The organism is Thalassospira sp. CH_XMU1448-2, from assembly GCF_037027285.1.
GTDB lineage: Bacteria > Pseudomonadota > Alphaproteobacteria > Rhodospirillales > Thalassospiraceae > Thalassospira > Thalassospira profundimaris_C.
In genome coordinates this window covers 990,005-1,011,322 of the sequence record NZ_JAYMEA010000001.1, presented here as the reverse complement: position 1 = coordinate 1,011,322, position 21,318 = coordinate 990,005, and the positions used below count along the sequence as shown (strand labels likewise).

17 protein-coding genes are annotated in these 21,318 nt (G+C 53.5%); 11 read left to right on the top strand and 6 right to left on the bottom strand.

What is annotated here, in order from left to right:
• Positions 1 to 69 precede the first annotated feature (69 nt).
• The 5 genes from WA318_RS04555 to WA318_RS04535 all read right to left on the bottom strand — a co-directional run bounded on the left by WA318_RS04555 (position 70) and on the right by WA318_RS04535 (position 6,219).
• Positions 70 to 1,308, bottom strand: coding sequence for an ABC transporter substrate-binding protein (locus WA318_RS04555; protein ID WP_114097867.1), 1,239 nt, complete (start codon positions 1,306 to 1,308; stop codon positions 70 to 72).
• A gap of 100 nt (positions 1,309 to 1,408) precedes the next feature.
• Positions 1,409 to 2,482 carry a branched-chain amino acid ABC transporter permease gene (locus tag WA318_RS04550; RefSeq protein WP_336080125.1) on the bottom strand — a complete coding sequence of 358 codons (1,074 nt, stop codon included), beginning with the start codon at positions 2,480 to 2,482 and terminating at the stop codon, positions 1,409 to 1,411.
• 18 nt (positions 2,483 to 2,500) lie between these two features.
• Complete coding sequence (locus WA318_RS04545) at positions 2,501 to 3,394, bottom strand: branched-chain amino acid ABC transporter permease (protein WP_114097865.1); 894 nt, start codon at positions 3,392 to 3,394, stop codon at positions 2,501 to 2,503.
• A 63-nt stretch (positions 3,395 to 3,457) separates the two neighbouring features.
• Positions 3,458 to 5,407, bottom strand: coding sequence for a long-chain fatty acid--CoA ligase (locus WA318_RS04540; RefSeq protein ID WP_336080124.1), 1,950 nt, complete (start codon positions 5,405 to 5,407; stop codon positions 3,458 to 3,460).
• A gap of 2 nt (positions 5,408 to 5,409) precedes the next feature.
• On the bottom strand, positions 5,410 to 6,219 hold the full coding sequence (locus WA318_RS04535) for an ABC transporter ATP-binding protein (protein ID WP_114098042.1): 810 nt from the start codon (positions 6,217 to 6,219) through the stop codon (positions 5,410 to 5,412).
• Between the two features lie 831 nt (positions 6,220 to 7,050).
• Here WA318_RS04535 and acnA point away from each other — a divergent pair.
• Both acnA and WA318_RS04525 read left to right on the top strand, forming a co-directional pair.
• On the top strand, positions 7,051 to 9,738 hold the full coding sequence (acnA, locus tag WA318_RS04530; protein WP_114097863.1) for an aconitate hydratase AcnA: 2,688 nt from the start codon (positions 7,051 to 7,053) through the stop codon (positions 9,736 to 9,738).
• Between the two features lie 218 nt (positions 9,739 to 9,956).
• Positions 9,957 to 12,503: an EAL domain-containing protein gene (locus WA318_RS04525; RefSeq protein WP_336080123.1), complete on the top strand. Its 2,547-nt coding sequence runs from the start codon at positions 9,957 to 9,959 to the stop codon at positions 12,501 to 12,503.
• Between the two features lie 74 nt (positions 12,504 to 12,577).
• Here the strand turns inward: WA318_RS04525 and WA318_RS04520 are convergent, their stop codons facing one another.
• On the bottom strand, positions 12,578 to 13,915 hold the full coding sequence (locus tag WA318_RS04520; protein WP_114097861.1) for a sodium-dependent transporter: 1,338 nt from the start codon (positions 13,913 to 13,915) through the stop codon (positions 12,578 to 12,580).
• 283 nt (positions 13,916 to 14,198) lie between these two features.
• On the opposite strand from WA318_RS04520, the gene WA318_RS04515 reads away from it, so the two are divergent.
• The 9 genes from WA318_RS04515 to WA318_RS04475 all read left to right on the top strand — a co-directional run bounded on the left by WA318_RS04515 (position 14,199) and on the right by WA318_RS04475 (position 21,292).
• Positions 14,199 to 14,942 (top strand): DUF1223 domain-containing protein, encoded by a 744-nt coding sequence (locus WA318_RS04515; RefSeq protein WP_336080122.1) that lies wholly within the window; start codon positions 14,199 to 14,201, stop codon positions 14,940 to 14,942.
• Positions 14,943 to 15,170: 228 nt separating this feature from the next.
• Positions 15,171 to 15,872 carry a heme ABC exporter ATP-binding protein CcmA gene (ccmA, locus tag WA318_RS04510; RefSeq protein WP_114097860.1) on the top strand — a complete coding sequence of 234 codons (702 nt, stop codon included), beginning with the start codon at positions 15,171 to 15,173 and terminating at the stop codon, positions 15,870 to 15,872.
• Positions 15,869 to 16,534: a heme exporter protein CcmB gene (ccmB, locus tag WA318_RS04505; RefSeq protein WP_114097859.1), complete on the top strand. Its 666-nt coding sequence runs from the start codon at positions 15,869 to 15,871 to the stop codon at positions 16,532 to 16,534. The genes ccmA and ccmB overlap by 4 nt, the downstream gene beginning before the upstream one ends.
• A gap of 13 nt (positions 16,535 to 16,547) precedes the next feature.
• Positions 16,548 to 17,336, top strand: coding sequence for a heme ABC transporter permease (locus WA318_RS04500; RefSeq protein ID WP_336080121.1), 789 nt, complete (start codon positions 16,548 to 16,550; stop codon positions 17,334 to 17,336).
• Positions 17,333 to 17,530, top strand: coding sequence for a heme exporter protein CcmD (gene ccmD / locus WA318_RS04495; RefSeq protein WP_114097857.1), 198 nt, complete (start codon positions 17,333 to 17,335; stop codon positions 17,528 to 17,530). Before WA318_RS04500 ends, ccmD begins: the two co-directional genes overlap by 4 nt.
• A gap of 13 nt (positions 17,531 to 17,543) precedes the next feature.
• Positions 17,544 to 18,032 carry a cytochrome c maturation protein CcmE gene (gene ccmE / locus WA318_RS04490; protein WP_114097856.1) on the top strand — a complete coding sequence of 163 codons (489 nt, stop codon included), beginning with the start codon at positions 17,544 to 17,546 and terminating at the stop codon, positions 18,030 to 18,032.
• Between the two features lie 133 nt (positions 18,033 to 18,165).
• Positions 18,166 to 20,262 carry a heme lyase CcmF/NrfE family subunit gene (locus WA318_RS04485; protein ID WP_336080120.1) on the top strand — a complete coding sequence of 699 codons (2,097 nt, stop codon included), beginning with the start codon at positions 18,166 to 18,168 and terminating at the stop codon, positions 20,260 to 20,262.
• Positions 20,259 to 20,795 carry a DsbE family thiol:disulfide interchange protein gene (locus WA318_RS04480; protein ID WP_114097854.1) on the top strand — a complete coding sequence of 179 codons (537 nt, stop codon included), beginning with the start codon at positions 20,259 to 20,261 and terminating at the stop codon, positions 20,793 to 20,795. The genes WA318_RS04485 and WA318_RS04480 overlap by 4 nt, the downstream gene beginning before the upstream one ends.
• Positions 20,792 to 21,292 (top strand): cytochrome c-type biogenesis protein, encoded by a 501-nt coding sequence (locus WA318_RS04475; RefSeq protein WP_114097853.1) that lies wholly within the window; start codon positions 20,792 to 20,794, stop codon positions 21,290 to 21,292. Before WA318_RS04480 ends, WA318_RS04475 begins: the two co-directional genes overlap by 4 nt.
• Positions 21,293 to 21,318 lie beyond the last annotated feature (26 nt).

Sequence of the window (21,318 nt, the reverse complement as noted above, 5' to 3'; positions counted from 1 at the left end):
AGGGCATCTTGCGTCTTATGCCCTGCCCCCGGACAGTCCGGGAGACATTCTTATGTCTGAACTCAGGTCCTAGTAGCCGAGCCAGTCGTCACGACGCGGCAGGGTAACGGTGGTGATTTTCTTGACCGTTACGTCACCGCCTTTGGCGCTGCCGTTATAGATATTGACGGTGTTGATGCCGCGATGGTCTTCGGCAGTCCAGGTTGCTTCCATGCAAACACCTTCAAGACCTTTTGGCACCCACATCTGACGTGCATACATGCCGGCCTTGATGTTCGCGCCGGTGATACCGCCATTTGCCTTTGCCCATTCCATGGCTTCTTTCATGTAATAGGCCGAGCAAATACCACGGATGTAATGATGGGTGCGGAATTCGGAGCCCGAGCTGTCAGACATCTTGGAGATTTCACGTACCAGATCCATGCCCGGAACGCCTTCATCGGTCCAGAAACTGGTCATGGCCGGGAAGACATAGTTTTCTACATCACCGATGGTCTTGAGCGTTTCATAGTCACCCGCCCAGATGTTAGCCAGCCATTTCGGGGTTGCACCGACCGTATCGCAAGACTTCACAAGCGAAACAACCGACGGTCCCAGGTTGCCAAGATAACCGTAATTGGTACCGGCTTCCTTCATGGTCAGGCATTGTGCCTTGAAGTCACCCGGCTTCATCGAAACAACGACCGGCGCGGTTACTTCGAAACCAAGTTCGGTTGCATATTCAGCACAGGCTTCTTTCGGTGCGTTCGGATAAGGGTGGTTATCCCCGATATGCGAGAAGATCGGCTTGCCGGAACCGCCGGACTGTTTCCAGTCTTCGGCTGCCCACTGAACCATGGCGCGGCAGGCGTCGGAATAGGATGCACCATAGAAGAAGTTATACGGTGCCGGCTTTGCCGTTTTCGGGTTTTTAGCCGTCGGATCGGTCAGGTGGCCGGAATAGGAAGCGGAATAAACCGGAACTTCATCCTGTGCCACAAAGCTGATCAGAGCTTCGGTGTCACCGGTGCCCCAGCCCTGCATGGCAACCATGTTGTTGCGCGAACGCCATTTCTTGTAGTTCGCAATGGCCTGGGGAACCTTGTAGGCATAGTCAACAGATTCAGAGTCCAGCACCGTTCCGTCAATACCGCCATGGGTATTGATGTAGGAAAGCGCATCACGCACACCATCAGCATAGAACTTGCCGATAAAGCCGGTCGCACCGGTGATATCCATCAGATGGCCGACAAATACTTCGTCTGCCTTGGCTGCCGAGAATGACAAGCCGGTCGCAACCATCGCGGTCGCAGCAATCAGTCTTTTCATAACGACGTCTCCCTTGAACGTTTTCATCAAAGATAGCCTCCCGGTCTCCCCGTTTTGATCCCGACCTTTTTGTTTCTGGCGGTCGGGTTCGGGGTCTTTATCAGTACGAGAAGGGATAAAGCTTCCAGTACGCCCTGATCTGCTTCCAGCGATGGGCAAGCCCGTCCGGTTCGAAGATCAGGAACAGGATGATGGCCAGACCAATCGCCATCTCCTTGATATAAGCCAGCCCGTCGGTCACTGCCGTCGAATTGGCCCATTCGAAAATACTCAATGCGCTGACACCGCTTTCCATGACTTCGGGCAAAAGCACCATAAAGACGGTTCCCATCAGGGTGCCTTTGACCGAACCAAGACCACCGATGATGATCATGCCCAGGAACTGGATCGACAGCAGAATGGTGAAACCCTCGGCAGATACAAAGCCAAGGTAATGCCCGTACATCGCCCCGCCGACACCGGCATAGAAGGACGAGATGGCAAAGCTCATCAGGCGATATTTGGTAAGATTGATCCCCATGATTTCGGCCGACAGATAATGGTCACGGACTGCCACAAAGGCACGACCATCACGGGTCCGCATCAGGTTGGTGCCCAGAAGATACATCACCACCAGGAAGAACAGCGCCACATAGAAGAAGCTGAAATCATCAAGGATTTCATAGCCAAACACATTGATCGGATTGGCCGCCGCCCCATAGGAACCACCGGTAAACCAGTCAGCCCGGGCAAAGAAGTCTTCAAGGATGAACTGGGCCGCCAAAGTTGCAATCGCCAGATAGAGACCCTTGATACGGGCCGCAGGCAAGCCAAACAGCATCCCGACCGCCGCCGTCATCAGACCGGCAAGCGGGATCGACAACAAGACCGGAATTCCGGTCATATTGTTGATCCAGGCCGACGCAAATGCGCCGAAGCCAAAGAACGCGGCATGCCCAAGTGAAATCTGTCCGGTAAAGCCGACCAGAATGTTCAGCCCCAGCGCCGCGATGGCGAAATAGGAAATCTGGATGAACAGGTTGACGTAATAGCCATCCAGAACAAACGGGATCAACGCCACTGCAATGATGCCAAGAATGGCGGCATTGCGGACATAGGTTGTGTCGAAAATGCGGGTATCCTGACGATAAGTCGTTCGGAAGTCACCGCAGGGACGCATCGAAAATCCAGCCATAATTCGTTTCCCCGTCCCTTAGATACGTTCGATGTCTTTGGTGCCAAACAGGCCATATGGCTTGATGCACAGAATGATGATCAACACATAGAACGGTGCGATCGAGAACAGGTTGCCCCAGTTCAGATACTGGCCATCGACAAACTCGGCGGTGTTTTCAAGCAGGCCGATAATCACACCACCAACGATGGCGCCGACAATTGAATCAAGCCCGCCCAGAATGACCGCCGGGAACACCTTGATCCCGATCACGGAAAGTGCGGAAGACACGCCGTTAACCATGCCGATCACAATTCCGGCAATCCCCGAAACAAGTGCCGAGATGGCCCAGGACATTGCAAAGACGGTCTTGACTGAAATACCCAGGCTTTGCGCAACCTGCTGGTCAAATGCAGTTGCGCGCATGGCCAGACCGAGCTTGGAATATTTAAAGAACCAGTAGAAGCCTGCCATGATGAACAGCGAGATCACGAAACTCATGATGTAGGCGGTTTCGATTTGCATCCCGAGCAGATTGATCGACCGGGTCTCGAACACTTGCGGATAGCTTGCCGTGGTAGCACCGAAAATCCACTTGGTCGCGGCCTGGAAGAAAATAGAAAGGCCGATGGTCACCATGATCACGGAAATGATCGGTTCCCCGATCATCGGACGCAAGACGACCATCTGAAGGATGATGCCAAACGCCATCATAAACAGCAGCGTAAACAGGAAACCCAGCCAGAAAGGCAAACTCATTTCCACCAGAAACGCATAGCAAACCCACGCGCCAATCAGCAGAAACTCGCCCTGGGCAAAGTTAACGATCTGGGTTGATTTATAGATCAGCACAAAGCACATCGCGACGACGCCATAGAGTGTGCCGACAATCAACCCGTTCAGCAGAAGCTGGAACAGAAGTTCGAAATTCATGTTGCCATCCCTGTAATGGCGGCCCGCGATCCGATAGACCGGGACCACAGTTTTGCTGCTGCCTTATTCGGCGGCTTTCGGGGCCGTCTGTGCGACCTTGTTATCTTCGAGATCGACGACCTTCACACTTGTCTGGATGCGGGTTTTCGACCCGTCCTGGAAGGTGATCATGGTGTCGATATCCACCGTGTCATTGCCGGCATAAACCGCATCAATGATGTCGGCATATTTTTCGGCAACCACGCCACGACGCACTTTGCGCGTACGGGTCAGTTCCCCGTCATCGGCATCAAGTTCCTTGTAGAGAAGAAGGAAACGCTTGATACGTTGTGCCTCGGGCAGGGTCTTGTTCACCTCGTGGATTTCCTTGGTGATCATGTCATAGACCTGCGGCTGGGCGGACAGGTTGGTGTAGTTGGTAAAGGCAATCCCGCGCTGCTCGGCCCATTTGGCCATGATCGAATAGCGAATGCAGATCATGGTCGACAGGAACGGCAGATCCTTGCCAAGGATCACGGCCTCGGCAATGAAGGGCGAGAATTTCAGTTTGTTCTCGATAAACTGCGGCGAATACCGAACCCCGGTCGATGTTTCTGCCAAATCCTTCATGCGGTCGATCACAACAAGATGCTTGTTTTCGTCCTTGAAGTAGCCGGCATCACCGGTATGCATCCAGCCATCCCTGACATCTTCGTCATAGGCATCCTGGTTTTTGTAGTAACCGGTAAACATCCCCGACGTGCGGGCAACGATTTCGCCAACCCCGTTTTCATCGGTGTTGATGACCTGAATGTCGGAATTATCAAAGGCAATCCCGACTGTATCGAAATCAATGTCGTCCGGCTGATGGATGGTATAGGCACCACACAGTTCGGTCTGGCCATAAAGCTGGCGTAGCGGCACACCCATGGCATGGAAGAACTTGAAGGTTTCCGGGCCAATCGCCGCACCACCGGTTGCCGCCGAACGCAGGTTCGAGAACCCCAGGCGGTCTTTCAGGGCATTCATCAGAATGATGTCGGCCAGCTTGGAATGACCACCATTATCAAGGGCCGTGCGGGCCAGTGCCATACCGGCATCAAACATCTTTTGTTTGAACGGTGTGGAATCCATCATCCGGGCGCGGACATCCGCTGCAATGGTTTCCCAGACGCGCGGTGCCAGCAGAACAAAGTTCGGGCCAATTTCGCGCAAGTCGGCCATCATGGTTTCCTGCTCTTCGACGAAATTGACGATCTGGCGGCTGATCAGGGACTGACCAACCACATAGACCTGTTCCATGATCCACGGAAGCGGCAGGACAGAGACATAGTTGTCACCGGGATATTTCGGGTCGGCACGCAGATAGGCTGCACAATGATCGAGAAAATCACCGGAATTGAGCATTGCCATTTTCGGCTTGGACGTGGTGCCCGACGTCGTACACAGGATTGCACATTCATCACCACGGGTATCCGCAACCATCTGGTCATAGATACCGGGATTTTTGTCCTCAAGCGCGCGGCCAAGCTCATAGAGCTTTTCAACATCCATCAAACGCGGATCATCATATTTGCGCATCCCGCGCGGGTCGCAATAAATGATGTACTCGACAGTCGGGATATCTTCACCAAGCTCGATCAGCTTGTCGCATTGTTCCTCGTCTTCAGCGATCAGGATCCGGGCACCGGAATAGGTGATCAGATAGGCGACTTCTTCATGAAGGCTGTCCTGATACAGACCGACCGACATACCGCGCAGCGCGTGGGCTGCGATTTCACCCCAGACCCATTCCGGACGGTTTTCACCAATGATGCCGACAACATCACCCTGGCTGATGCCAAGGCTGCGCATGCCAAGCGTCATCCATTTGACGCGGTCGTTATAGTCTTTCCAGGTAAATTCCTGCCAGATGCCGAATTCCTTTTCGCGCATGGCAATTTCACCGCCAAAATTGCGGGCATTATAGGCCAGCACTTTCGGGAAGGTATCAAGCGACTGAACGTCGGCATAATCGGGGATATTGCTGCTCATGCTCAGGCCACCTGCTCGTCTTCATCCGTTTCGTCGTCTTCTTCGCCGAGATAGGCTTTCTTGACGTGACTGTTGGCCATCACCTCTTCGGGGAGGCCTTCGGCAATCTTGCGTCCGAAATCAAGAACCATCACGCGGTTCGAGATATCCATAACCACACCCATGTCATGTTCGATCATCACCACCGTCATGCCCCACTCTTCGTTGAGGTCGATGATGAAGCGCGCCATGTCCTCTTTTTCTTCGAGGTTCATGCCCGCCATCGGTTCATCAAGCAGGATCAGGTCAGGGCGCAGCGCAACAGCACGCGCAAGTTCCACGCGCTTGCGCAAACCATATGAAAGCGTGCCCGCTGTTGCCTTGCGGATATGGGAGATTTCAAGAAAGTCGATCACATCCTCGCAGAAGCGGCGATGTTCGAGTTCTTCTTTCTGCGCGCCGCCAAACCAGTAAAGCGGCCCGTTCATGAAGTTGTTCTTCAGAAGATGGTGACGACCGACCATGATGTTATCCAGAACATTCATATGGCCGAACAACGCCAGATTCTGGAAGGTACGTCCGATGCCAAGTTCAGCACGGTCATTGGGCTTGAGCCCCGTGACATCCTGCCCCTTGAACGATACGGAACCAGATGTCGGGCTATAACGCCCGGACACACAGTTCAGCATTGATGTCTTACCAGCCCCGTTCGGGCCGATAATCGAAAAAAGCTCGCCCGGCTGGACCGAAAAGCTGACATCACTCAGCGCACGCACACCGCCGAAAACCAGCGACACGTCGCTAATCTGCAAAATAGGACTCTGTGACGTCATGCCGTCGCATTCCTCCCTGACTTGGGCCGCAAATGCCGCAGAACCGCAAACCGGGTTCATTTTGGTGAAATTTGCAAACCGCTATTCAGTTTCCCTGATGATGTGTCGGATTTTTATACGACCCTGACCTTACGGAAACCGGGCCTGACACATTTAATAGGCATTTAAGTACCAATTTCAGCATATTGCGTCAATGCAATGATCAGCAAGGGATTGGGAGTTTTCTACAAATTCGCACTGCACAATCAAAGCTTGCCCGCCTTATTGTATTCTTTCTACCCTTGATTACGTAACGTTATCTGACGGACCGATCAGTTAGATCTTTAGTGCTTCGTCGCGTTGCAAAATTTTCTGGCGATCCTGCACCGCACAAATCCAGACAGACAAACATCCCCCATCAACCCCGTTTATCCGATGCGTGAAAACCGAATCGCACCGGATTCGGAATATGTCGGATCGGCACAGAAGAATCCCGATGATGACTTTTGACCATCGCACTCACAGACAGATGCGGCAGGCGACAAACAGGTGTGAGCAAAACAGACTCGACCAAGACAACGCCCCTATTGAAAGGCGAAATCAGACGCCACATATCGACCAAAGGTTTTTCTACGCTTGTTGTACTTTGCCAAGATGCTGCGATCAGCGGGTTTTATCTAATACCCCTTCACGGGGTCTGGACTTTCACAGGGATTTGTGGTGTAACCCCGTTGCACATGCATATGTAGCCGTGACCCGCGTCACGCAACACAGATAGCCCACCGCTCGGCGCTCCGACGGTCGGGGTGTCTTGTCACGACAAGCCCTTTTAACCACCTTGAGGAGGGTCTGATGTCCATTTGTGGCAAAGACAACCTGAAAACGCGCCGCACGCTGAAAGTCGGGGACAAGTCCGTCGACTATTACAGCCTCAAAGTTGCTTCCGAGAAATTCGGCGACGTTTCAAAACTTCCCTTCACGCTGAAAGTCGTTCTTGAGAACCTTCTGCGTTATGAAGATGATTTCACCGTTAAGACCGACGATGTCAAAGCTGTTATTGACTGGCTCAAAGAGCACAAGAGCAGCCACGAGATCAACTATCGTCCGGCCCGCGTTCTGATGCAGGACTTCACCGGCGTTCCGGCCGTTGTAGACCTTGCTGCAATGCGCGACGCTGTCGTGAAGATGGGTGGCGACGCCCAGAAGGTGAACCCGCTTTCACCGGTTGACCTCGTCATTGACCACTCGGTCATGATCGACTTCTTTGGTACCGACGACGCACTCGACAAAAACATGGAAGTCGAGTTCGAGCGTAACGGCGAACGTTATGGCTTCCTGCGTTGGGGCCAGAACGCTTTCAACAATTTCCGCATCGTCCCGCCGGGAGCTGGCATCTGCCACCAGGTTAACGTCGAACATCTTGCCAAGGTCGTCTGGACCGGCAAAGACGACGACGGCAAAACCGTTGCGTATCCGGACACCCTGGTTGGTACCGATTCTCACACCACCATGGTTAACGGCCTTGCTGTTCTGGGTTGGGGTGTTGGTGGTCTGGAAGCCGAAGCAGCAATGCTTGGCCAGCCGATCTCGATGCTGATCCCGGAAGTCGTCGGCTTCAAGCTGACCGGCTCCATGAAAGAAGGCATCACCGCAACTGACCTCGTTCTGCGTGTCGTTCAGATGCTGCGTGAAAAAGGCGTTGTTGGCAAATTCGTCGAATTCTATGGCGATGCCCTTGACCACATGAGCCTGCCGGACCGTGCGACCATCGGTAACATGGCACCGGAATATGGTGCGACCTGTGGCTTCTTCCCGATCGATGACGAAACGCTGAACTACATGCGTTCGACCGGTCGTGACGAAGACCAGATTGCTCTGGTCGAGGCATATGCCAAAGAACAGGGCATGTGGCGTGACCCGGCACATGAAGCCGAATACACTGCAACACTTGAGCTTGACATCTCGACCGTCGAGCCGGCCCTGTCGGGTCCGAAGCGTCCGCAGGACCGTGTTCTTCTTAAAGACGCTGTTTCGAGCTTCAATGGTACCTTTGCCGAAATGGCACCGGGCGTTGATGCAGATCGTTCTGTTGCAGTTTCGAACGAAAACTTTGCAATGAAGGACGGGAACGTCGTTATCGCTGCGATCACCTCTTGCACCAACACCTCGAACCCGAGCGTGCTGATTGCAGCAGGTCTTCTGGCGAAGAAAGCTGTCGAGCTTGGCCTGACCAGCAAACCGTGGGTGAAAACCTCGCTTGCACCGGGTTCGCTCGTTGTTGCCGACTATCTCGAAAAAGCAGGCCTTCAGGATTATCTGGATCAGCTTGGCTTTAACGTTGCCGGTTTCGGTTGCACCACCTGTATCGGTAACTCCGGTCCGCTGGCAGCACCGATCATCGATGCAATCGACGGTAACGACATGCTCGTCACCGCCGTTCTGTCGGGTAACCGTAACTTCGAAGGCCGTATCAGCCCGCAGGTCAAGGCAAACTACCTTGCCTCGCCGCCGCTGGTTGTTGCCTATGCACTTGCCGGTAACCTGAAGGTTGATCTGAACAACGATCCGCTTGGCACCGACAAGAATGGCAATGACGTCTTCCTGAAAGACATCTGGCCGAGCAACAAAGAAATTGCTGACACCATTGCGTCGTCGATTTCTGCTGCGATGTACAAAGATCGTTATGACAACATCTTTGCTGGTCCGAAGCCTTGGCAGGCCATCGAAATCACCGAAGGCGAAACCTTCGCGTGGGATGGCAAGTCGACCTACGTCCAGAACCCGCCTTACTTCGTCAACATGGCCGCTGAGCCGGGTGACTTCTCAGAAGTTCACGGCGCACGTCCGCTCCTGATCCTTGGTGACTCTGTTACCACCGACCACATTTCCCCGGCCGGTTCGATCAAGGAAGAAAGCCCGGCAGGTGAATACCTCAAGGCGCATGGCGTTTCCGTTCGTGACTTCAACTCCTATGGCGCACGCCGTGGTAACCACGAAGTCATGATGCGCGGTACCTTTGCCAACATTCGTATTCGTAACGAAATGGCACCGGGCACCGAAGGTGGCATCTCGGTCCATTACCCGTCGGGTGAACAGGGCTGGGTTTATGACGTTGCCATGCGTTATCAGGCCGAAGGCACCCCGCTGGTTGTCATCGCTGGTAAAGAATACGGCACCGGTTCTTCGCGTGACTGGGCAGCAAAAGGCACCAACCTTCTTGGCGTCAAAGCTGTGATCGCGGAAAGCTTCGAGCGTATCCACCGCACCAACCTGGTCTGCATGGGCGTCCTGCCGCTGCAGTTCAAAAACGGTGAAGGTCGCGAGACCTACAAGCTTGATGGCTCTGAAACCTTCGACGTACTGGGCATCGGTGATGGCATCACCCCGCTTCAGGACGTTACGGTTCGCATCACGCGCAAAGATGGCAGCACCGAGGAACTCGTTGCGACCTGCCGTATCGATACCGAGAACGAAGTTCTCTACTACCAGAACGGCGGCATCTTGCAGTTCGTTCTGCGTAACATGATGAAAGCAGCCTGATTTCTTTGTAAATCAGACGCAAGCTGATACGCACCCCGCTGATCTCTGATCAGCGGGGTGTTTTATTTTAGGTTGCTCTTTAATGACTCTAAACAATCCCCACATGTGTCCTTGATCCAGAACAATTCCCGGGCAATTGTTATCTGTTAGACATGGAGCAACTCGAATTGCCTTCTGAACACAACACAAGAGAGCACAGGACATCTGAGCAGGATCAAATGATACGCCCCACCCCAGCCGAAGATCGGTCTTTTGGTCTGACGGTCGGTATGTTATCGCCCGGGACAGTGTTGAGTTGCAGTCCGGCAACATCGCTTGCGCAAGCCATTTCCAAAATGCGCAACGCCAACACCAGTTCCATCATAGCGATAGAATCGAACAAACCGGTCGGAATTCTTACTGAATACGATTTACTCTCGCTCCCTGCGGATTGCAAAACCGTGCTTTCCCAGCCTGTCGAAATGCATATGTCTTATCCGGTCCACACTGTTTCCATTCACGCAAGCCCCCAATCCGCCATCGCCCGAATGCGTGAACGCAACGTCCGCCATCTGGTCACCGTAGATGAAAATGATTGTCTGGTCGGCATCATCAGCCGCACGGATCTGATCCGCCAGATCAGCAACAAAAAGCCCTTTAGCGCAAATGACGTTGCCGATGCCCTTCGCCAGTCAACGATCTTTGTCGATGCCAGAATGCCGATCACCGATCTGCGCCGGCGCATGCATGAAGAAAAGCGCGATAGCGCCATCATCACCGGCTTTGCCGCAGATTTGCCGGTCGAATTGCAAACCGGCATTATAACCGAACGCGATATCCTGCGCGCATTGGCCGAAGATAATGACAATCTGACCGCAGGCGAAATCGCCACCCGTCCGGTCAGGATGATAAACGGTGATGTCAATCTGAACGACGCGCGCACAATCATGCTGCGCAATAATATCCGCCATCTTGTTGTGAAAAACCGTCACAAGGAAATCATCGGGGTCCTGTCCTTTGCCGATCTCCTGGAATTCATCGAACAGGACTATCTGGTTTATCTCAACAACATCAATGACGACAGCACCAGCGAACTGATCAAGGCGCGCCAGTCACTTGCCCTTGCCCGCAAGCTGATTGAAAACTCCCCCGATTGTGTGATGGTTTGCAACGCACGCGCCGAAATCGAGGCGGTCAATCCCGCTTTCACCCGGATTACCGGCTATCAGGCTGACGAAGTGATTGGCAAGAATCCAAGCATTCTGCAATCAGGTCGGCAAAGCCCGGAATTCTACGCCAAAATGTGGGAAGATCTTTCGCAAACCGGAAAATGGGAAGGCGAAATCTGGAACCGTCGCAAATCGGGGGAAGTTTTCCCCGAATGGCTGACAATCATGGCCATCCGTGACAGCGACGGCACCATCAGTCATTACGCGTCCATATTCACCGATATCAGTGAACGGGAAAAGAACCGCGAAGACATCCTGCGCATGGCCTTTACCGATGAGCTGACCGGTATGCCCAATCGTCGGCGGTTTTCGGAGCTACTGTCCCTGCATGTTGGTCGTGCGCGCCAGAACAATCGCTCCCTGACCGTGATGATGCTTGATATCGATAACTTTCAGCGCGTCAATAACGCGCTGGGTCACAATACCGGTGATGATGTTCTGGTCGAAGTTTCCAGACGCGTCAGCCGCGAGCTTGGCCATGACGCGGTTATGGCACGCGTTGGGGCAGATGAATATGCTGCGATCCTGCCGGACATCAAAACCGAGCAAGAGGCCCTTAACCTTGCCGAACGCCTGCTTGTTCGCCTTGGCGAGCCACATCTGACAAGCAGGGGCGATGACCTTTATCTGTCGGCAAGCATCGGGGTCGCTTCTTTCCCGAAGGATGCAAACGACACCAGCAACCTGTTGCGCTGTGTTGAACTTGCCATGTTGCAGGCCAAAGAACAGGGCCGTAACCGCGTTGGTCGTTACAGCGTGTCGATGCAAAGTCAAAAGGGTGCCGATCTGGCACTTGAAACCGCACTTCGCCGTGCACTTGATAACAATGAACTGCATCTGGCCTACCAGCCACAATTTGACGCCAAAACCGGGGTCCTTTGCGGGGTCGAGGCATTGACAAGATGGACCACAGCCAGTGGTGAAGTCATTCCACCCTCAACCTTCATTCCGGTTGCCGAAGAGATCGGGGTTATTGGTGAACTCGGGCGCTGGGTCATGCGCACGGCCTGCCGCCAACTGGTCGACTGGCGCAAGGAAGGCCTACATAACTTGCGTCTGGCAGTGAATGTTTCGGTCCAGCAGTTTTATGGGACGGTTGATCTTGCCGAACAACTTCGTGCCATTCTGGTCGATAAGGGACTTTCGGCCGACCGGCTTGAGATTGAAGTCACCGAAAGCCTGTTCATGCGCAATATCGAAGACATGCGTGCCAAACTGCAGCGTGTTCGCGATCTTGGCATTCGCATTTCACTTGATGACTTCGGAACCGGTTTTTCCAGTCTGAGTTATCTGCGCACATTGCCGTTCGATATCATCAAGCTTGATCGAAGCTTTGTGACTGATATTGATCAGGGCGAAGAAGGCCAGACATTGGCCATTACCATCATCAATATGGCCCGCAACCTTGGCAAAACCTGTATTGCCGAGGGGGTCGAAAATGACCGTCAGCTTGATGTTCTGCGCGAAGCTGGATGTGATATTTTGCAAGGCTATCTGCTTGGCCGTCCGATGTCGGCCGCAGACATCTCGAAACTGGCCAGCACATCAGCAGTCTGATCTCATGCACCATAAAAACACAAAGGGCGGGAAAATTCCCGCCCTTTTGATTCTGGTTTTTGCGTCAAGCCCGCTTAAAAGGTACCAAGCCCCTTGAGCAGGATGAAAGCAATTGCGACCGGTGCCACGAATTTGACGATCAGCCCCCAGGCACTGATCCATGCCGGAACAATACCGTTGTGGGCAGCAATCTCTTCCTTGGCTTTGCCCCAGATCACCCAGCCAACAAACAGCGAAATGAACAGACCACCAATCGGCAGCAGCAGGTTCGAGCTGATAAAGTCCATCAGATCAAAGAAGCTTTTGCCAAAGAAGGTGACATCAGACATCACACCAAGTGACAGCGATGATGGAATACCCAGTGCAAAGATGATCACGCCAATCACAATGGCCGCAGTCTTGCGGCTGACACCACGATCATCAACGAAATAGGCCACGACCACTTCAAGGATCGACACCGCCGATGTCAGGGCCGCAATCGCCAGCAGCAGGAAGAACATAAAGGCAAAGACCGAGCCCATCGGCATATGCGCAAACACCGCCGGAAGCGTGATGAAGGTCAGGCCGGGACCGGCACTCGGATCAAAGCCGAACGCAAATACGGCTGGCAGGATCAACAGACCGGCCATCACGGCAACCGCCGTATCAAGCAAGGTGACCCAACCCGCCGAACTTGCAATATTTTCCTTTTTCGACAGATACGAGCCATAGGTGATCATCGCACCCATGCCCAGCGAGAGCGAGAAGAAGGCCTGCGAAAGTGCATCGGAAACCGTATTCCAGGTCACTTTCGAGAAATCAGGCGCCAACAGGAAGGCAACACCTTCTTCACCGCCAGGCAAGGTCACCGAACGAATGATCAGTATGATCAACAGCGCAAACAGCGCAGGCATAAGGATTTTGGAAGCTCGTTCGATCCCGGAACCGACACCTGCCAGCACCACAAGAACCGTAAGTGCCATGAAGATTGCATGATAGATCAGCGGTGAAACCGGATCGGAGATGAAGTCCCCGAAAATATTCCCCAACGCAGCCGGATCTTCGATCGCCAAAGCACCCGAAAGCGATTTGATCATGTAGGAAATCGTCCAGCCGGCAACGACGCTGTAGAAGGAAAGAATAATAAAGGCAGCAGCCACACCAAAGAAGCCGACAACTGGCCAAAGCCCGCCTTTAAGCTTCGCAAATGCGCCAATCGCATTCTTTTCCGACATCCGACCGATCACGAATTCGGCCAGCATGACCGAAATCCCGATGGTAAAGACCAGCGCGAGATAGATGATCAGGAAGGCGCCACCGCCATTCTCGCCAGCCATATAGGGGAACTTCCAGATGTTCCCAAGCCCGACAGCCGACCCCGCAGCCGCCAGAATAAATCCGAGGCGCGAGCCCCAGTGTTCACGTTTCATCATTAACCTGCAAACCTCTTTGTCGACCGGCCTCGTTGGAATTCTGCTCCCGCCAACGTGCCAGTTCCTCATTTTTGCCTTTAACGCAAAGGTTCAAGACGTCCCTCACGATGCCATCAGATCCGTGGAATGGTTCTGATTGGTCCGCAGCTCTTAACACCAATCTTTGGAAATCTCATTTCGAAATTTGGCAAAAAAGCGCAAAAATCCGCCCTTTTGCCGATCTCTGCACTCTCAAGGCCTTGTGATTAGGGGTTGATGGGTGTTTTCAGGCATTATGACAGGCATGAAACATTCTCGTCCCCTCATAACCGCCCTTTTTTGCACGATGATGCTGGTTTCTGGTGATATCCATGCATCCCAAAGCGTCATGCCGCGTGCCGTGGTGGAACTTTACACCTCGCAGGGATGCAATTCCTGCCCGCCAGCTGATCGCGTTCTTTACGAGCTGAATCAGGAAGATAGTACCCTTCTTGTGCTGTCATATCATGTCGATTACTGGAACTATCTGGGATGGACCGATCCGTTTTCAGATGCACGTTACAGTGACCGGCAACGCGACTATGCCAATCGCATGCGCGAACGTTACGTCTATACCCCGCAGGTCATTATCAATGGCGATACCGTGGTTCGGGCGACCGCAAAACGCAGTATCGAGTCGACCAGCAAAACCGTTGCGCCCCTGAAAGATATTTCGGAAATCTCGCTGACTTCCGAAAATCACGGTCAACCGGCCCAAGGTGCGATCACCCTTAAAGCTGTTGGCAAATCTGGCGCACAACAGGCCAATCGTATTTGGCTCATCGGCTATGACCGTGAACATCAGCGTGATGTCCTGTCGGGCGAGAATGCGGGGAAACGGCTGGTTCATGCCAATGTCGTTCGAGAAATGATTGATCTTGGCCCCTGGGACGGAACGGAAAAAAACATCCCGTTCACCATGACCACCGCCTATGACGGTGGCATCGCGGTTCTGATCCAGAATGGTCGGGGTGGACCGATTATCGCCGCCTCTGTCGTCCGGTTTTAACCCCTTCGTATCTTACCCAACCACCCAATCACCTAAATCCGGTTCATTTGTTGGAAACCGAGCACTTGGTATGTCCATGGCACGGATCGCATATCGGCTGATGGCTAGTTTGGATTGACTTGAAGCAAAGCCACCGCAATCGATATCGGTTAAAGAATGGATCATCGGCCTTAAGACGTTATAGAATATTTCCAACAAGGCTGAGCGTATGGTTATTGAACGGGTTACATGGCAAATTTTAGCGGTTCTGACTTGACCTGCCTGCGTGGCGAGCGGCTTGTATTTGGTGGCGTTTCATTTGCCGCCCAATCCGGTGACGCAATCATGCTGCGTGGTCGAAACGGTGCCGGGAAATCAAGTCTGCTGCGTGTTATGGCGGGTCTTCTGTCCCCCCGTTCCGGTCAGATTTGCTGGGACGATGAAAACATCGCCGATGACCGGATCGCCCATCAGGCCCGGTTGCAATATCTGGGACATCAGGATGCCGTCAAACCGGTTCTGTCGGTACGCGACAATTTGCGTCTTTGGGGGCAATTGCGCGGTGTCAAAAACCTTGAACAGGAAATTGATACAGCCCTTGATGTGCTTGATATCCATCATCTTTCCCGGGTATCAGGACGCTATCTTTCAAGCGGTCAGAAACGCCGAACCGCCCTTGCCCGCATTCTGATTGGTCAAAGTGACCTTTGGCTGCTGGACGAACCCACAGTCGGGCTTGACCGTGAAAGCTGTGGCGAGGTTTCGCGCATGATCGCCGATTTCAGGTCTTCCGGCGGTATCGTGATTTATTCGACCCATATTGATCTGGAAGTCGACAATCCGGTTATTCTTGATCTGGATAAATTTGCGATCCCGATGGTCGAATGGCTGATGGAACATTCCGAGTTTGATGATCTTGGCCCTGATCCGGCACAGGAGGCCGCCCAATGAACGGCTTCCTTGCCATATTGCAACGCGATCTGCGGCTTGCCCTGCGTCAGGGGGCTGATTCGGTCATGGTTGTGGCATTCTTTATCGTCACGACAACCCTGTTTCCATTCGGTGTCGGCCCCGAGGCCAACATTCTGGCACGTATTGCATCGGGGGTTATCTGGGTTTCGGCATTGCTTGCGGCCATGCTGTCACTCGAACGGGTTTTTCAGACAGATTACGAAGACGGCACGCTTGAACTTTTGACCCTGTCGCCGGTCTCGCTTGAATTGCTGGTCTTGGGCAAGGTGCTCGCACACTGGCTGACCACCGGATTGCCATTGATCATTGCTGCCCCCTTGATGGCGGTGATGCTCAATATGGACCAGAACGGATTTGTCACGCTGATGATTGCCATGTTGCTGGGTACCCCGGCATTGAGCCTGATCGGGGCAATTGGCGCGGCCCTTATTCTTGGCGCGCGACGTGGCGGTGTACTTGTTTCATTACTGGTACTCCCCCTGTATATTCCGGTTCTGATTTTCGGAGCCGGCGCAGTTGAGGCGGCCTTGCTGGGTATTTCAGCAACCGCACAGTTACAAATTATGGGTGCCATTTTGCTGATCACATTGGCGGCCACCCCGTTTGCCACCGCACATGCGGTGCGTCAGGCAATGGAATAACGGACAGAAGAATATGCATCGTTTTGCCAAACCAAGTGTGTTTCTGAAGCTGACCGACCCGCTCCTGCCATGGTTGGCCGGTGCAACAGCGATCCTGATTGCAACCGGGCTTTATTTCGCGCTTTTTGCGTCACCACTTGACTATCAGCAAGGCGACACCGTGCGGATCATGTATTTACATGTCCCTGCCGCCTGGATGGGTTTGTTCTGCTATGTCGGCATGGCAATTTGCGGTGCAATGAGCCTGATCTGGAAGCATCCGCTTGCTGACATCTGCGCGCGCGCCACGGCTCCGATCGGTGCGACCTTTACCGCACTTTGCCTGATCACAGGGTCTTTGTGGGGCGAACCGATGTGGGGCACATGGTGGGTGTGGGATGCGCGCCTGACCTCGATGCTGATCCTGCTGTTCCTGTATCTTGGCTATATCGCGCTGGTGAATGCATTTGATGATCCCGAACGCGGATCAAAGGCCGGATCGGCACTTGCACTGGTTGGTGCCATCAATGTCCCGATCGTCAAGTTTTCGGTCGACTGGTGGAACACCCTGCATCAACCGGCATCCATCGTCCGGATGGATGGCCCGAGCGTTGATCCAAGCATGCAATTGCCGCTTGGTCTGATGATCCTCGGGTTCACCTGTTATTATTTTGTACTGCTGATTTTGCGGGTACGTCTTGAGCTTAATGAACGTCGCATTCGCGCCTTGCAGCTTTCTGGCATGTTTGACGAACGATCCGATCAGGAAGCTGAAAAAGCCAACAGCTATGATGCGGGTCACAATGCGGAGGCCAGCCAATGAGTGAGTTCTTCTCAATGGGCGGATATGGCAGCTATATCTGGGGCAGCTACGCCATAACGGCAATTGCCATGATTGCCCTGTTGCTGGCGACCTTGCGCAGTTTGCGTAACAGCCGCATCGAACGCGACCAGCTTGAAACTGTTCTGCAGGCACGTCGTCCCCGCAGAACCAAGAAAGCCCCAAAGGCATCCTGACCGGAGAACTATTGTGTCACTTTCCCGCGCAAAAGCCCGTAAACGCCAACGCATGTATATTATCGGCGCTGTTCTTCTGGCAGTTGCCGGTGCGGCGGCATTGATCCTGACCGCGTTCGAGGATTCGGTTGTCTTCTTCTTCAGCCCTACCGAAATTGTTGAGAAGTCCCCTATTGATCCTGATCAGCGTCTGCGCATCGGCGGACTGGTCGTCGAAGGATCGGTCGCAAAGCTTGAAGATGGCAAGACCATCGCCTTTGTCGTGACTGATATGGCCCAATCTGTTCCGATTGCCTATAGCGGTATTCTGCCTGATCTGTTCCGTGAAGGTCAGGGTGTGGTCGCTGAAGGCCATATGAACGGAAACGGTACTTTTGTTGCATCCGAAGTTCTTGCAAAGCATGATGAAAACTACATGCCGCCCGAAGTCGCCGAATCCCTTAAGAAAAGCGGCCATTGGGAAGAAATCGAACAAAAAAACGCGGAACAAATGCGCAATTAAGCCACATTCTATCGCGATAAAGTCCAATCAAACGCGTAAGAAAAACCCGGTTTTGACGTAACTGTGTTGTAGGTGTCCCGTCACACCGTCAGATATGTCTTCGGGGATCAGATCGGGGAAGCCTTAGACGGAGATGCTTGCAGAGTTCGGACATTTTGCCCTGCTCCTGATTGTGGTGACAGGCTTCGGTCAGGCTGTGCTGTGCAGCCCGCTTTGGCTGCGCTCGTCTTTGCGGTCCTCCTTGCTGGGACCGGCAACTGTGCTTGCAGGCGGTTCCCCCGGTCCGTTTTCGGATGGTCCGGGCAATATGTCCGTCAGGCTCCCCACGCAAGATCTTCCTCGCCAGACCAGCCCGTATCTGATTCTGCCACTCGGTATTCTGGTGCTGGCAATCATCGCCGAGGCAGGCCTTCTGCATGCTTTCATTGTTAGCGACTTCAGCCTGCCGATTGTTGCGGATGTAAGCCATTCATCCACGCCATTATTGTTCCGCATCGGAGCCGCCTTTACGCCTGATGGCGGGGCGATGGTGCTTTGGTTGTTGGCGGTATCGCTGGTCAATGTGGTTCTTGCCATTCAGCTTTTTACCCCGGAAAAATCATCCTATGCCCAAGACGATGACGGATCGCTGTATCACAATGCCCTGTCTGTTCTTGGTCTGTTGATTGCCGTCCTGGGGCTCGCAACACTGATTGATGCCGACCCGTTTTTGCGGATGGCTGTTGCCCCGCTTGATGGACGTGGCATGAATCCGCAAAATCAGGATGTGTTGCGGGTTCTGCGCGAACCGTTCCTGTATCTTGGCCTTGCCGGACTGGCCGTAATTTATGCCCTGACCATTTCGGGCCTGCTTGACAAAAAGTTTGATCGCCGTATCGCCGAAACCATGCGCTTCTGGACAATTATGTCCTGGGTTTCGCTTGGAACTGCCATTGCGATCAATGCCTATCGATCCTATAGCCAGCAGGCATGGGGGAACTGGTGGTATTGGGATACGGCAGAGAACAGCTTGCTGTTGCCCTGGCTTTTGACCACGGCTCTTGTGCATTGCCGGGCTGTGCTTGAAAAAACCGAAACGCTTAAGGGCTGGACGGCATTTCTTGGACTTTCGGCACTCGCCGTTGGCTGGTTCGGGGTTTATCTGACCCGCTCGGACCTGTTTGGTCCGCTTACCGAAACCCTGATGAAATCCGGCGACAGCATGACCCTTCTGATCGGGTTCTGTGTGGTCTTTGCCGGATCATATTATCTGTTCTGGCAACGCAGCGACAATCTGGGTGAACCAAGACCCTTCGAGCCGATTTCGCGCGAAAGCAGCATGTTCCTTAACAGTGTCATTCTTGCGCTGATTGCTGCAGTGGTTCTGATTGGGACCATCTATCCGCTGGTATTACGCTGGCTTGGCGGTGAAAACATTACAGTCGGCGGACCTTTCTATGTTGAAGTTCTGGTTCCGATGACAGTCCCGCTATTGTTACTGATGGGCTTTGCCCCGACATTGCGCTGGCGTCAGGATGAAGTATGGCTGATCGGTCGGCGCATGAAGCTTGCCGCCATCCTGTCACTGATCATTTTTCTGTTTGTGTCGATCCGCTTTATTGACCTTTCACCGGCCCCGCTGATCGGCATCGGACTGGCGGGCTGGATTTTGACCGCATCGCTTAGCGACCTTTGGGCGCGCCTGTGGCGGCAGCCCGATCACGGTGAAAGCAAATACAGAAACCTTCAGCTTCTGGGGCCACGCTATCTGAGCATGACCCTTGCCCATATTGGTCTGGCCGTCATGCTGGCTGGCGGGGCTGCAAGCAGCATCTGGGAAGAACAGATTGTTGTGTCTGCGCGCGCCGGTCAAAGCATCCAGGCTGGCCCCTACAACCTTCAATATGAAGGTGTGTCTTTGCTGGCTGGTGAAAACTATGCCACCCGGCAGGCAAAATTCATTCTCTATCGTCATGCCCTTCCTGTTACCGAGCTCTATCCGGAAATTCGTTATTATCCGATCCGCGGCGTTGAAACCCGCGAAGCGGGTATCTGGCATGGTCGTGACGGGGACTTGCACGTTTCTGTCGGCGATCGCGCCGATGATGGCGGACGGGTCGTTTCGGTCCGCTTCCTGCCAATGATGACATGGGTATGGGCAGGCATGATATTGATGCTGACGGGCGGAGCCATCAGTATCGTTACACGCATATTCCTGCGCTTTCAGAAGAACGGAGTTTCCGCTTCATGAGATTTTCGCTTGCTGTGATCCCGCTGGTTCTGTTTGCGGCCCTGGCCGGGGTGTTTTTGATGAATATCGACAAGGATTCATCGGTTGTGCCATCGGTTTTGATCGATAAACCGGCACCGGATTTCTCTTTGCCGCCGCTTCCCGGACGCGACAAGGGCCTGTCCAAGGCTGATCTCACCAAAGGTCAGGTTTCGGTTCTCAATGTCTTTGCCAGCTGGTGTGTGCCCTGCCGCGCAGAACACCCGTTGATCAAGCGCCTTTCGCGCGAAGCCGATATTCCGGTCTTTGGCCTGAACTACAAGGAAAAAGATCCCCAGGACGGTGTCAAATGGCTGGCCGAACTTGGGGATCCCTATACTGCTGTCGGCATGGATCTGTCGGGCCGTACCGGTATTGATTTCGGGGTTTACGGTGTGCCTGAAACCTTCATCATCGATGGCACCGGTCAAATCAGATACAAGCATGTCGGTCCGGTTACGGTAGATGTGCTTGAGAATGTACTTCTGCCCAAAATTGCGGAGTTAAAAGGATGACCCGACGTCTTCTGACACTGATTGGCACCCTTGGCGTCATCATGCCGCTTCTGGCGGGAAATCCTGCATGGGCAGTGAACCCTGACGAGATGCTGTCCAATCCGGTTCTGGAAAAACGTGCCCGCGATATCAGTCAGGAACTGCGTTGCCTTGTCTGTCAGAACCAGTCGATTGATGATTCCGATGCCGAACTTGCCCGCGACCTGCGCGTGCTGGTTCGTGAACGCCTGATTGCAGGGGACACAAACGCAGAAGCCATTGACTACATTGTTGCACGCTATGGCGACTATGTTCTTTTGAACCCGCCCCTGAAACCGGAAACCTACATTCTGTGGGCCAGCCCGGCAGTTTTGGCAATTCTGGCCCTGCTTGCCGTCTTTGCGTTTTACCGACGCAAGCAACGCGAAGCAGCAGCAACAACGACATCCCTGTCGCGTGATGAACAGGCCCGCCTTGATGAAATTCTTGGCACTTCAAAAGATGACGGGCGCGCCTGATGTCCGCGATTATCTTGATGCGTAAA

Excerpts from the sequence above, each read along its gene's own strand:
- WA318_RS04555 (WP_114097867.1), bottom strand. The coding sequence starts at position 1,308 with ATGAAAAGACTGATTGCTGCGACCGCGATGGTTGCGACCGGCTTGTCA.
- WA318_RS04550 (WP_336080125.1), bottom strand. The coding sequence starts at position 2,482 with ATGGCTGGATTTTCGATGCGTCCCTGCGGTGACTTCCGAACGACTTAT.
- WA318_RS04545 (WP_114097865.1), bottom strand. The coding sequence starts at position 3,394 with ATGAATTTCGAACTTCTGTTCCAGCTTCTGCTGAACGGGTTGATTGTC.
- WA318_RS04540 (WP_336080124.1), bottom strand. The coding sequence starts at position 5,407 with ATGAGCAGCAATATCCCCGATTATGCCGACGTTCAGTCGCTTGATACC.
- WA318_RS04535 (WP_114098042.1), bottom strand. The coding sequence starts at position 6,219 with ATGACGTCACAGAGTCCTATTTTGCAGATTAGCGACGTGTCGCTGGTT.
- acnA (WP_114097863.1), top strand. The coding sequence starts at position 7,051 with ATGTCCATTTGTGGCAAAGACAACCTGAAAACGCGCCGCACGCTGAAA.
- WA318_RS04525 (WP_336080123.1), top strand. The coding sequence starts at position 9,957 with ATGATACGCCCCACCCCAGCCGAAGATCGGTCTTTTGGTCTGACGGTC.
- WA318_RS04520 (WP_114097861.1), bottom strand. The coding sequence starts at position 13,915 with ATGATGAAACGTGAACACTGGGGCTCGCGCCTCGGATTTATTCTGGCG.
- WA318_RS04515 (WP_336080122.1), top strand. The coding sequence starts at position 14,199 with ATGAAACATTCTCGTCCCCTCATAACCGCCCTTTTTTGCACGATGATG.
- ccmA (WP_114097860.1), top strand. The coding sequence starts at position 15,171 with ATGGCAAATTTTAGCGGTTCTGACTTGACCTGCCTGCGTGGCGAGCGG.
- ccmB (WP_114097859.1), top strand. The coding sequence starts at position 15,869 with ATGAACGGCTTCCTTGCCATATTGCAACGCGATCTGCGGCTTGCCCTG.
- WA318_RS04500 (WP_336080121.1), top strand. The coding sequence starts at position 16,548 with ATGCATCGTTTTGCCAAACCAAGTGTGTTTCTGAAGCTGACCGACCCG.
- ccmD (WP_114097857.1), top strand. The coding sequence starts at position 17,333 with ATGAGTGAGTTCTTCTCAATGGGCGGATATGGCAGCTATATCTGGGGC.
- WA318_RS04485 (WP_336080120.1), top strand. The coding sequence starts at position 18,166 with ATGCTTGCAGAGTTCGGACATTTTGCCCTGCTCCTGATTGTGGTGACA.
- WA318_RS04480 (WP_114097854.1), top strand. The coding sequence starts at position 20,259 with ATGAGATTTTCGCTTGCTGTGATCCCGCTGGTTCTGTTTGCGGCCCTG.
- WA318_RS04475 (WP_114097853.1), top strand. The coding sequence starts at position 20,792 with ATGACCCGACGTCTTCTGACACTGATTGGCACCCTTGGCGTCATCATG.